The 12,285-nt window shown below is 60.9% G+C and carries 9 protein-coding genes; 4 read left to right on the top strand and 5 right to left on the bottom strand.

The window, feature by feature from the left end:
- Nucleotides 1–6: 6 nt before the first annotated feature.
- Entirely contained in the window at nt 7–981 is a 975-nt protein-coding gene (locus LVY75_15535; protein XAZ24613.1) for an ABC transporter substrate-binding protein, read from the bottom strand.
- A 124-nt stretch (nt 982–1,105) separates the two neighbouring features.
- A complete protein-coding gene (locus LVY75_15530) occupies nt 1,106–1,579 on the bottom strand; it encodes an Lrp/AsnC family transcriptional regulator (GenBank protein XAZ24612.1) in 474 nt (157 codons plus the stop codon).
- A gap of 143 nt (nt 1,580–1,722) precedes the next feature.
- Between LVY75_15530 and LVY75_15525 the strand changes: the two genes are divergently transcribed.
- Nucleotides 1,723–2,628 carry a DMT family transporter gene (locus LVY75_15525; GenBank protein ID XAZ24611.1) on the top strand — a complete coding sequence of 302 codons (906 nt, stop codon included), beginning with the start codon at nt 1,723–1,725 and terminating at the stop codon, nt 2,626–2,628.
- Nucleotides 2,629–3,083: 455 nt separating this feature from the next.
- Here the strand turns inward: LVY75_15525 and LVY75_15520 are convergent, their stop codons facing one another.
- Both LVY75_15520 and LVY75_15515 read right to left on the bottom strand, forming a co-directional pair.
- A complete protein-coding gene (locus LVY75_15520; GenBank protein XAZ24610.1) occupies nt 3,084–3,704 on the bottom strand; it encodes a L,D-transpeptidase in 621 nt (206 codons plus the stop codon).
- Between the two features lie 226 nt (nt 3,705–3,930).
- Nucleotides 3,931–5,595 (bottom strand): electron transfer flavoprotein-ubiquinone oxidoreductase, encoded by a 1,665-nt coding sequence (locus LVY75_15515; GenBank protein ID XAZ24609.1) that lies wholly within the window; start codon nt 5,593–5,595, stop codon nt 3,931–3,933.
- A gap of 254 nt (nt 5,596–5,849) precedes the next feature.
- On the opposite strand from LVY75_15515, the gene LVY75_15510 reads away from it, so the two are divergent.
- The gene (locus tag LVY75_15510; protein XAZ24608.1) at nt 5,850–6,638 is read left to right on the top strand and encodes an SDR family oxidoreductase; all 789 of its coding nucleotides are present in this window, start codon (nt 5,850–5,852) and stop codon (nt 6,636–6,638) included.
- A 10-nt stretch (nt 6,639–6,648) separates the two neighbouring features.
- Here LVY75_15510 and LVY75_15505 read toward each other — a convergent pair whose 3' ends face one another.
- Entirely contained in the window at nt 6,649–7,527 is an 879-nt protein-coding gene (locus LVY75_15505; GenBank protein ID XAZ24607.1) for an aminoglycoside phosphotransferase family protein, read from the bottom strand.
- Between the two features lie 296 nt (nt 7,528–7,823).
- Between LVY75_15505 and LVY75_15500 the strand changes: the two genes are divergently transcribed.
- Together LVY75_15500 and LVY75_15495 are read left to right on the top strand one after the other, a co-directional pair.
- The gene (locus LVY75_15500) at nt 7,824–9,137 is read left to right on the top strand and encodes an efflux RND transporter periplasmic adaptor subunit (protein ID XAZ24606.1); all 1,314 of its coding nucleotides are present in this window, start codon (nt 7,824–7,826) and stop codon (nt 9,135–9,137) included.
- The gene (locus LVY75_15495) at nt 9,134–12,250 is read left to right on the top strand and encodes an efflux RND transporter permease subunit (protein ID XAZ24605.1); all 3,117 of its coding nucleotides are present in this window, start codon (nt 9,134–9,136) and stop codon (nt 12,248–12,250) included. Before LVY75_15500 ends, LVY75_15495 begins: the two co-directional genes overlap by 4 nt.
- The last annotated feature ends 35 nt before the right edge of the window (nt 12,251–12,285 follow it).

Raw genomic sequence — 12,285 nt, 5'->3', positions numbered from 1 at the left:
CCGGTTTCATGCCGCGTGGCTGCGCCGCCTCTTGTCGTCATCGACGCTTATCCCGCCTGATAGACCTTGGCGAGGATTTCGCGGGCGATCATCTCTGCTGTCGTCAATCCGCGGAAACGGGGAAAACTGGTTGCGGTCGACCTGAAAGACCATGCCGGCCTTCACCGCCGCAATATTGTTGAAGGCGGCATTGCTTTTCCACTGGTCGAATACGGTGGCGCCGGTGTCGGTCGCAACCAGGAATACGTCCGGATTGACGGCGACAAGGCGCTCGATCCCTGCCCCGCTTTCCACGGCATCGCTGGAATCGATCGCCGGCGTCAGGCCCATGGCCTTGAAGACGGAACCGGTGAAGGAGGAGGAGCTATGCAGGCTCATCGAATCCGGATTGGCGACGGCGAGCAGGAAGCGGCGCTTTTCGCCAGCCGGGATCTTTGCGACCAGTCCGGCGATGACGGCTTCATGGGCGGCCAGCGCTTGTTCACCCTTCGCCTTTTCGCCCAAGGCATCGGCGATGGTGACGACCGAAGATTTGATGGTCTCGTAGTTGCCCTCCCAGCTGTTCAGCACGATGGTCGGCGCAATGGCACTCAATTGCTCGTAAATCGCCGAATGGCGGAGTTCATCGGCAATGATGAGATCGGGCGTCAGCGCAGCGACGAGCTCGAGATTGGGCTCCAGCCGTGTGCCGACCGAGCTGTAGTCGATTTTCTTGCCGAGCAGCTGTTCGATACGCTTCGGCTGGTTGTCGTCGGTAATACCAACCGGCACGACGTCGACGGCATTCAGCGCCTGCACGAAGGAGAATTCAAGGGCGACGACACGCTGCGGCTTGCCGGAAATTTCGGTGGTGCCGAGCTCGTGCTTGATGGTTCGCTTGTCGTTGTCGGCAAGGACAATGCCCGGTACGGCAGCTGCCACGCCAGCCGAGAGCAACAGGCCGAACTGGCGGCGCGACAGCGGAGTATCAAAAACGCTCACGGCAAAATCCTTCATGCTGAAATGATGGGCCGGCCCTCTCGCCGGCCGAGACACCGGCTACAGAAGTGAAGCGCTTTTTTCAAGTAAAGTTTACAATTGCAGTCATATTAATGGAGATGGTGCGTCAGTTGCGCTCTGGCAGCTTCAGCGGTCCATGTGTCTTGATACTGCGGATCGCGAAATTCGACCTGATATCGGTGACGTTCGGCAGGGTCAGCAGCGTCTCCGTCAGCAACCGCTCATAGGCCGAAAGGTCTTCGACGACGACCTCCGCCAGGAAATCGGCCGTACCCGAAATCAGGAAGCAGGAGACGATCTCGGGAATAGCGAGCAAGGCCGCCTGCTGCGCTTCGGAATTTTCCCGGCTGTGATGGGCAACCTTGAATTCCACGAAGACGGTGAGACCAAGGCCAACCTCCTTGCGGTCGATATCGGCGGTATAGCGGCGGATGACGCCGAGCTTTTCGAGATTGCGGATGCGGCGCAGACAGGGTGATGGCGAAAGATTCACCTTCTCGGCGATCTCGACATTGGTGGCGCGCGCATCCTCCTGCAGGCATTTCAGGATGGCAATATCGAATTTATCGAGATTTGGCATAATTGCGAAATCCATCAGTATAAATTGGCAGATCATTGCGCATATCACGTTCTCTGAGCCAGAGATAGCAAGGACATGCCTCGGCGCTTGGCGCTAATGTTCTTTCAACCGGATGAGATCCGGACGGAGGAAAGGACGGGACGATGAGCACGATCGCATTTTCAAACGAGAAGTCGCCTTCGCAAGGACTGGGTTATGCCGCCGGCACCGTGACGGTGCTGATCTGGTCGACATGGTTTCTGGCGACGCGCCACAGTGCTGCAACGCCGCTCGGTTCGATCGATATCGGCCTCATCCGCTTCGGCATTCCGGCCCTCGTTCTCTCACCGATCTGGCTGCGCATCGGGCTCATGCCAAAAGGCCTGCCGCTGCATCTGCTGGCGATCATGGTCGCCGGCTGCGGTGCGATCTTCTTTCTGGTGACAACGCTTGCCATTCATTCCACACCGGCGGCCTCGTCGGGCATCCTGCTCGGCGGTTCCATGCCGCTCGCCACCGCACTGATCGGGATCCTGCTTTTTCGCGAACGACCGGATGCGACGCGCATTGCCGGGCTGGCGGCGATCGTCGCCGGTGTGCTGATCCTGCTCGTGCGCAGCCTTGCCGATGCCTCCCTGCCCTGGACGAGTTTCGTGCTGCTGCCGGCTGGCGCCGTTCTCTGGGCAAGCTATACGCATGCCTTCCGCCGCTCCGGTCTTTCGGCCATCCAGGCGAGCGCGCTGATTGCCATCTGGTCCTTCCTGATCATGGCCGCCCTCGCGCTGGTGTTCGGCATCTCGCTGCCGCAGGCCCCTCTTCCGGAAATCGGCCTGCAGGTGCTGAGCCAGGGCATTCTTTCCGGTCTTGTCGCCATGGTCGCCTATGGCACGGCGGTGCGCACCCTCGGCGGAACACAGGCGGCGGCCTTCACGGCGCTGACACCGGTGCTGGCCACGCTCGGCGGCGGCTTCCTGCTCGGCGAGCAGATGGGCCTTGCCGAAATCAGCGCCGCCGTGATCACCGGCATCGGCGTGGCGCTCTCGACCGGCATTGCCGCCAAGCGCCGCTGAACATTCGCCCAAAACAAAAGCCGCCGACAGCGATCCGCTGCGGCGGCTTTCGGGCGCCTCAATCACCTTATACCGGCTTGATCGACTGATGTTCTTCAGTTCGAATGAACGCAGGATTTTTTAAGTTGACCCGACTTTTCTTTGTGGACGAATTTGGCAATCTGCCCTGAAGGACACTGACCATTATTAAAGAGCACGGCATGCCCAGCCGGCAATGACTGAATTGTCGGCCTCTGTGTAACAGTCTTGATCGCCGCCAACGCAGGCAGAGTACTGGCAAATGCAGAAATAACCACAATAGAAGTTACTAGACTTATACTGCGCATTTCGCTCTCCCCTCCTGAATAGACAGCAGGAGATTGAGCGCACTTGCCTCGTCCGTCAATTCACTTCTATCGATGACGCTCGCCTTGATCTCCAATAGCACCGCGTTGCTTTCCCGGGGCAACCAATGCTCAAGCCGTCGCCTGGATGACAACGACCCTGGCGCCGACTTCGACGCGATTGTAAAGATCGATGACGTCGTGGTTCATCATGCGGATGCAGCCGCTCGACATGGCAAGACCGATCGATTGCGGCTGGTTGGTGCCGTGGATGCGGAAATGCGTGTCACCACCGCCGCGATAGAGATACATGGCGCGCGCACCGAGCGGATTGTTCGGGCCGCCCGGCATGCCGCCGGCGAGCTTGCGGTATCGCTCCTCACGGCGCTGCATGTTCTCCGTCGGCGTCCAGCTCGGCCATTCCGCCTTGCGGCCGACATAGGCGTTGCCGGCAAGGGCCAGACCCTCGCGACCGACACCGACGCCATAACGCATCGCCCTGCCGTCGCCGAGGATATAATAGGCGCGCCGCGCCGGTGTATCGACGACGACGGTTCCCGGCGCATAGCTGCCCTCATAGGCGACTTCGGTGCGGCGAAGCTCCGGTTTGATCTGATCGATCGGCACCTGCCTCAGCGGAAATTTCTCATCGGGAAGTGCGGCATAATTCGTCTGGCTGTTCAGAGTGGTCGAGGAGCAACCGGCGACAAAGAGGGGAAGAGCGATCAGGAAGCCCCGGCGCGAGATCGTCATGAACATGTCCTTAGTGCGTCAAGAAGATGTCGCAAGCTAAGGAGATTATGGTTAATGAAATGCTAAATAGGCCCGGCGCAAAGTGATAACGAATGTGTTATCAGGTATAGGGCGCGCGTTACTCGGCTGAGGCGTCAATACTATTCACCCGCGATATTGATCAGCGGCACGCTTTTTCCAGGAGCACTTCGGCGCCGCATTTACGGCGCCGAACAACCGACCGGCATCACATGTTTGGATAGACGGGCCCCTCGCCGCCCTGCGGCGGCACCCAGTTGATGTTCTGGTTGGGATCCTTGATATCGCAGGTCTTGCAGTGCACGCAGTTCTGGGCGTTGATGACGAAAGTCTCTTCGCCGTCCTTCTCCACCCATTCGTAGACGCCGGCCGGACAGTAGCGTGTCGACGGACCGCCGTAGATGCCGAATTCGGACGATTTCTGCAGCGCCATGTCCTTGACCTGAAGATGGACCGGCTGATCTTCCTCGTGATTGGTGTTCGACAGGAAGACGGAGGAGAGACGGTCGAAGGTGAGCACACCGTCGGGCTTCGGATAGTCGATCTTCTTGTGCTGTGACGCCGGTTCCAGCGAGGCTGCATCGGTCTTGCCGTGACCGAGCGTGCCGAAGAAGGAGAAGCCGAAGAGCTGGTTGGTCCACATGTCGAGACCACCGAGTGCGACACCGAGGGCCGTGCCGAACTTCGACCAGAGCGGCTTGACGTTGCGCACGCGCTTCAGGTCCTTGCCGATATCGCTCTTGCGCCAGTCGTTTTCGATCTCGACCACTTCGTCATTGGCTCGGCCGGCGGCAATCGCCGCGGCGATGCGGTCGGCGGCTATCATGCCCGAGAGCACCGCATTGTGGCTGCCCTTGATGCGCGGCACGTTGACGAAGCCTGCCGAACAGCCGATCAGAGCACCGCCCGGGAAGGAGAGCTTCGGCACCGACTGGTATCCGCCTTCGGTGATGGCGCGCGCGCCATAGGAGAGGCGCTTGCCGCCCTCGAACGTGCCGCGGATCGCCGGATGCGTCTTGAAGCGCTGGAATTCCTCGAAGGGGTAGAGCCAGGGGTTCTTGTAGTTGAGATGGATGACGAAGCCGACGGCGACGAGATTGTCTTCGAGGTGATAGAGGAAGGAGCCGCCACCGGTCGACATGCCGAGCGGCCAGCCAAAGGAATGCTGGACAAGGCCGCGGCGATGGTTCTCCGGCTTGACCTCCCAGAGTTCCTTGATGCCGATGCCGAATTTCTGGGGCTCGCGATCCTTCTGCAGGTCGAACTTGGCGATCAGCTGCTTGGCGAGCGAACCGCGCACACCTTCGCCGATCAGCACATATTTGCCCATGAGCGCCATGCCGCGCGCGTAGCTCGGGCCGGGCTCGCCATTCTTCTCGATGCCCATGTCGCCGGTCGCGACGCCGATGACGGCGCCCTCGTCGTTGTAGAGCACCTCGGTGGCGGCAAAGCCCGGATAGATCTCGACGCCGAGTTCTTCCGCCTTAGTCGCCAGCCAACGACAGACAAGCCCAAGCGATACGATGTAATTGCCGTGATTGCTCATCAGCGGCGGCATCATGATGTTCGGCAGGCGGATGGAGCCGGCGGGGCCGAGCAGCAGGAAGTGGTCGTCCTTGACTTCGGTCTTGAAAGGATGGTCGCTTTCGCTGCGCCAGCCGGGCAGCAGGCGGTCGATGCCGACAGGGTCGACGACGGCGCCGGAGAGGATATGGGCGCCGACTTCAGCGCCCTTCTCCAGCACGACGACCGAGAGTTCCGGATCGATCTGCTTCAAGCGAATGGCGGCCGAAAGGCCGGCCGGACCGGCGCCGACGATCACCACGTCGAATTCCATGCTTTCGCGTTCCGGCAGCTCGGTCATTTCGGTCATCCATCCGTCTCCACTCGGCCGTCTCGCGACCGTTCATCCCCATTATGGGGTATTCTCTTGTCAAAACCGGAAAACATTGTCGAGCCGGGAAGCGACAGCCAATCCTCCAATTCGCACAATGACGTTCATCCGCACAGAAGATTATATAACGCTTACGTTAACGTCAATTATTGGAGTACCCGTAAAGCGCTCTTCGTCCTTTTCTTTCACGGGACTTGCGCCCTATAGATGGGCCACCGGAAATGGAGGAAATCATGGATCTCGGCATCAAGGGCAAACGCGCACTCGTACTCGCCTCCTCACGCGGTCTCGGGCTCGGCATCGCCAAGGCGCTGGCGCAGGAAGGGGCAAATGTTCTTCTCTGCGGGCGCAGCGGCGAGCAGCTGGAAGCCAATTGCAAGGCGATCAACGGGCAGCGCAATGGCAAGGCCGACTGGATCTGGGCCGACCTTGCGGATGACAATTTCGTCCAGACCGTTACGGGTGCCTTGCAGGAGAAATTCGGCGGGCTCGATATCCTCGTCAACAATACCGGCGGCCCGACGCCCGGCACGACCGAGGACATGACGCCGGAGAAGCTCGAAACCTATTTCCTCTCCATGGTCGCGCGCGTCATCACGCTCACCAATGCGCTGCTGCCCGGCATGAAGGCGCAGGGCTGGGGCCGCATCCTGACGGTTGCCTCGTCGGGAGTGATCGAGCCGATCGCCAACCTCGCCCTGTCGAACACGCTGCGCCCGGCCCTTGCCGGCTGGAGCAAGACGCTGGCATCGGAAGTCGCCGGCCATGGCATCACCACGAACATGCTTCTGCCCGGCAGCATCCTCACAGCACGGCTCGACGATCTCGACGGAGCTGCGGCCAAACGGACCGGCAAGAGCGTCGAGCAGATTCGCGTGGAGAAGGAGGCGCGTATCCCGGTCGGGCGGTACGGCAAGGTCGAAGAATTTGCCGCAACGGCGGCCTTCCTCTGCAGCCAGCCGGCGAGCTACATCACCGGTTCGCTGATCCGCTGTGACGGAGGTGCTGCGCGCTCCCTCTGACCCCTGCCCCTCATCCGGCACGGTCCGCAGCGGCCCATGCCGCTACGCTGTCGATTTTCGTGCCGACATAGGTGGGATCGTCTGCAAGTTCGGCCAACTCGGACAGGCGGTGGAAACCGGTGAGAATGGCAATGCGCCGGTGGTCCAGCCGGCGGCCCGTCAACGTCTCGTAGCCAGAGACGATGCGTGATGTCAGATCGGGCGAGATGAAGTTCGAATAGATGAATTCCTGATGCAGCGGGCCGAAGCCTGAATCGGCGAAATCATAGAGGCCGTTCAACCTGCCCTCGGCATGGTCGAAGGCCATATTCCAGCCATGGCCATCGAAGAAGCCGTAAGTGACCCCGCAAGGATCCGGCGGCAAAGCCTGGAAATCCCAGATGACTTTCTCTGCATAGCTGGCGAGTTCGGTCGACAACAACGGCAGCGCCATTTCCTGCACCTTATCAGGCGATTGCCAGCGCAGGATCGGACCGGCGCCGAGCGCGCGCATGCGGTCGTCATCGAGATCATGCAGTTCGGCATAGAAGCGGGCGAGATCGTCGCCGAGGCGCTGGCGGGCCACATCCGGCAGAAGCTCGTAATCGTCGGTGATGAGGTGTTCGCCCTGGATCTTGGCATGGCTGGAGAAAATCGGAGGGCCGTCATGAATGCGCATATCGGGAACCGCCATCGACAGCGACGGCCTGATGATGCCGAGAAGAGCGGCTTCCCTGATCAGCGCCCTCTCGGCGGCCGGATTGCGCGGAAACTTGAAGATCAGACGGTCATCGACATCGATGGCCGTCGAATCCCAGCCCTTCGTCGCGAGCTTGAAAACGGAGCCCGTCAACTCCGGAAAGATGTTGGTGATAAGCTCGCGAAAATCACCGGCGTTCAACTCGGCCATGACAGTCTGCCTCCGCATTTCCCAGGTTCCATCCCGCGCAAAAACCTGCAATGCGGACCAAATAGTGTTTCGCCGGTACAGCCTGCGCTGGCAGCTCGCCAAGGCGGAGAACGCTGCCTAAACGACTATATATTAGTATAGTTTGAATATTACGGAATGTTCATTACGAAAATTTAAGCCGTTATAACTGCTTAGTGATCATTGCCGGGGTGATTATGTCTTTTTTGCGCCGCAATATAGGCGGCTCAATCACCGTAGAAAATCACGCAATCTGCCCAACAAAACCGGTTTCGCTTATGAAGAAATTTTGGATCACCGTCAGCATTGTAGCCGTGGCCGCTGTTGGCTTCTGGCAGTTCGGGAACAAGATCCCCTACGCTTCTGATATTCCTTATCTGTCACAGTTCATCAAGAAGCCCGACGGGAGCCAGAACGGCAATCATCAGCAGGCTCAGGCCGACCAGGCCCAGAGCGGCGGCGGACAGCAGGGTGGTCAACAACAGGGCGGTGGGCGCCGGCGCGGCGCAAACGGTCCCACAATGGTCAAGACCGTAGCAGCCGTGAAGGCCGCTTTGCCCACCGACGTCACGGCAACCGGCTGGGCAGATGCCGACGACAATACGACGATTGCCGCCCAGGAACAGGGCCTCATCGTCAGCATCGAGGCCAATGACGGCGCCACGGTCAAGGAGGGCGACCTGATCGCCAAACTGGACGACCGGACGGCCAAGGCTGCCGTCGACAAGGACAATGCGATGATCGTGCGTGATGCAGCGACGCTCGCAGAATCCGAGACGGCGCTGACAAGGGCGCAGGACCTCTTCAACCAGAAGGCCGGCACGCAACAGAGCCTCGACCAGGCGAGAGCCGCCCGCGATACCGCTGCCGCAACCGTCGAAGCCGACAAGGCCACGCTCGCTTCGGACCAGGTTATCCTCGAGCATACCGATATTCGCGCGCCTTTCGATGGCAGGCTCGGCGATATTGCTCCCAGCAAGGGTGCCTTCGTCAATGCCGGTGCGGCCATCGTCACCATCGCCAAATACGATCCGATCTATGTGAAGTTCCACCTGCAGGAGCGTTACCTGCGTGAACTGAAGAAAGCGCTGGCCGTCGGTCCGGTCGAAGTCAGCACGGCGCCCAATTCCACCAAGGGAAGAGTGCGCAAGGGCGAGATCAGCTTTTACGACAACACGGTAGACACGGCATCGGGCACGATCCTTGCCAAGGCGAAGTTCGAAAACGCCTCGGGTGCGCTGTGGCCCGGCCAGTCGATCAATATCATCGTGCATTTCAACAATGACGAGCAGCAGGTGGTCGTGCCGACGGTTGCCGTCAGCCCCGGCCCCGACGGCTTCTTTGCCTTCGTGGCCAAGGACGGCAAATCGCATCTGACGCCCGTTACCGTCGCCCGTGCCAACGGCGGCTTCACGGCCATCGCATCCGGCCTTTCGGAGGGCGACCACGTGGTCGTCGAAGGCCAGGGCCAGCTCAACGACCAGCAGGCGGTCAGCGAGCAATTCGACGACAAGACCCTGAACGTCGCTTCCGCCGACGCGCCTCGGCAACAGCAGCAGGCCGAAACGATCGCGGTGGGGACTGAGCAATGATCCCGAATTTCTGTATTCAGCGACCGGTCGCGACGACCCTGCTTGCGATCGGCGTCATTCTCGCGGGTCTTGCGGGCTACCAGCGCGTGCCGGTCGCGGCTCTGCCGCAGGTCGACTTTCCGACCATCAACGTCTCGGCGCAGCTGAGCGGCGCCTCGCCGCAGACGATGGCGACTTCGGTCGCGACCCCTCTGATCAAGCAGTTCGAGACGATCCCCGGCATCAGCGAGATCAGCGCGTCGAGTTCGCTCGGCAGCACCAGTATCGTGCTGCAATTCGACCTGAACCGCGATATCGATGCGGCCGCCGCCGACGTGCAGGCGGCCATTTCGCATGCGACGCGGCAGCTGCCCGACAACATGACGACGCCGCCGAGCTACCGCAAGACGAACCCGGCCGATGCGCCAATCATGCTGCTTTCGGTGCAAAGCAATACCATGCCGCGCAGCAAGCTTGACGAGATCGCCGAAGACATCATCTCGCCGTCGCTGTCGACGCTTCCGGGTGTTGCCCAGGTCAGTGTCTTCGGTGCGCAGACCTATGCCGTGCGCGTCGAGGTCGATCCCAACAAGCTACTTACTCGCGGCATCGGCATCGACACCGTCAACAAGGCGCTTGCGGCTGCCAACAGCCAACAGCCGGTGGGCACGCTGCAGAACAATTCGCAGGCCATGACGATCACGGCCAATACGCAGCGTACCAATGCCGAGCAGTTCCGCTCGCTCGTCATCGCCAATCCGAACGGCGCGCCGATCCATCTCGGCGATATCGCCGATGTCCAGGACAGCGTCGAGAACCAGTATACAGGCAGCTGGTATGACGGCCAGCGCGGCATTATCCTGGCCATCCAGCGCCAGCCGGATGCCAACACCGTCGACGTCGTCGATGCGATCAACGCCAAGCTGCCGCAGCTTCACGCCGAAATCCCGCCATCGGTCAACACGGTCATCATGAACGATGCCGCAAAGCCGATCCGCGATGCCATCGCCGACGTGAAGTTCACGCTGCTCCTGACGATCGGCCTCGTCGTTCTCGTCATCTATCTCTTCACGGGCCATGCGACGGCAACGATCATTCCGGGCCTTGCCGTTCCGCTGTCGCTGATCTCGACCTTCGGCATGATGTATGTGCTCGGCTACAGTATCGACAACATCTCGCTGCTCGGGCTGACGCTCGCGGTGGGTCTCGTCGTCGACGACGCGATCGTCATGCTCGAAAACATCCTGCGCCATGTCGAGGAAGGCATGCCGGTGCGCGAGGCGGCGATCAAGGGTGCCGGCGAAGTCAGCTACACCATCATCTCCATGTCGGTGTCGCTGATCGCGGTCTTCATCCCGATCCTGTTGATGGGCGGTGTCGTCGGCCGCGTGTTCAACGAATTCGGCATGGTTGTTGCGATCGCCATCATCGCTTCGGCGATCGTCTCGCTGACGGTCACGCCGATGCTCGGTTCGCGCCTTTCCAACAATCACAGCCGTCCGCCACTGCTCATCCGCATCTTCGATGCCGGTTTCGAGCGGACGCTGCGCGGTTACGACAATGCGGTCGGCTGGTGCCTTCGCCACCGGCCCTTCATCCTTGGAGTCTTCCTCGCTTCCGTCGCGCTGACCGTCTATTTCTTCATGACGCTGCCGACGAGCTTCTTCCCGCAGGAGGATATCGGGCGCCTGACGATCAGTACCCAGGCCCGGCAGGATATTTCCTATTCGGCGATGGAAGCCCTGCAGCAACAGGCCGCGGCCGTCGTCAAGGCGAACCCGGCGGTCAATCACGTCATGTCGACCGTCGGCGGCAACCCCAACAAGCCCCAGAACAACGGCTCGATGTTCGTCGAACTGAAGGACAAGGATCAGCGTGAACCGCTTGAGCAGACGCTGCGCGAACTGCGAACGGCGATCAACAAGATCCCCGGCCTGCAGGCCTTCGTGACGCCCAACCAGAGCCTGCGCTTCGGGGGGCGCCAGACCGCCAGCCAATATCAGCTGGTCATCCAGGCGCTGAACGCCGACCAGACCAATCTGTGGGCCGGCAAGATCCAGCAGGCCATGCGCGGCGACCGCCTGTTCACGGACGTGACCTCGGATGCGCAGAACAATGCCCTGCAGGCCAATATCGTTATCGACACCGAGCGGGCAGCCGCCTACGGGATCGACAATGACGCGCTGCGCACGACGCTGCAGGAATCCTTCAGCGGCTTTGCGGCTGCGGAAATCCAGTCGACCGGCGACAGCTACGACGTCATCGTCGAATATGACACGAGCAAACCCTGGGACGACCAGAAGCTCTCTGAAATCCGCGTCGCCTCTTCCAATGGCAGCCTGGTGCCGCTGTCGAACTTCGCGCATGTCGAGCGCACGCTCGGGCCGGTCACCATCAACCAGACGGGCCAGCTCGTCTCGACCACCGTTTCCTTCAACCTGCCGGAGGGCGTATCGCTCAGCGACGCGACGGCCCGGATCGACCAGATTAAGAAGGATCTCAACATGCCGGCCGACGTCTTTACGTCCTATGGCGGAACGGCAGAGATCTTCCAGCAATCGCAGGGCAATACGCCCTATCTGATCCTGGCAGCGGTGCTGACCATCTATGTCGTGCTCGGGGTGCTCTATGAAAGCTTCATCCACCCGCTGACCATCCTGTCGGGCCTGCCGGCGGCGGCCTTCGGCGCGCTGCTGGCGCTGAAGATCATGGGCTTCGATCTTTCGATCATTGCCCTGATCGGCCTGCTGATGCTGATCGGCATCGTCAAGAAGAACGCGATCATGATGATCGACGTGGCTGTCGAGACCATGCGAACGACGGGCGAGAAGGCGACGGCGGCGATCCACGAGGCCTGCGTGCGACGCTTCCGCCCGATCATGATGACGACCTTCTGCGCCCTGCTCGGCGCCCTGCCGATCGCGCTCGGCACGGGTGCGAGCTCGGAATTGCGCCAGCCGCTCGGCATTGCCGTCGTCGGCGGTCTCATCGTTTCGCAGATGCTGACGCTGTTCATCACCCCGGTCATCTTCGTCGAGATGGATCGCTTCGGGAATTTCCTCCACCGCTTGCTCAGCCGCGGGAAGACGGAGGAGCACGTCGCAGAGGAACCACAGGCGATGGCCGCCGAATAGAGAGACAGAAAGGGCGCCCTTCCGGCGCCCTCTTC

It is taken from the genome of Sinorhizobium sp. B11, assembly GCA_039725955.1.
Lineage (GTDB): Bacteria > Pseudomonadota > Alphaproteobacteria > Rhizobiales > Rhizobiaceae > Rhizobium.
This window is presented reverse-complemented; position numbering and strand designations above follow the sequence as displayed.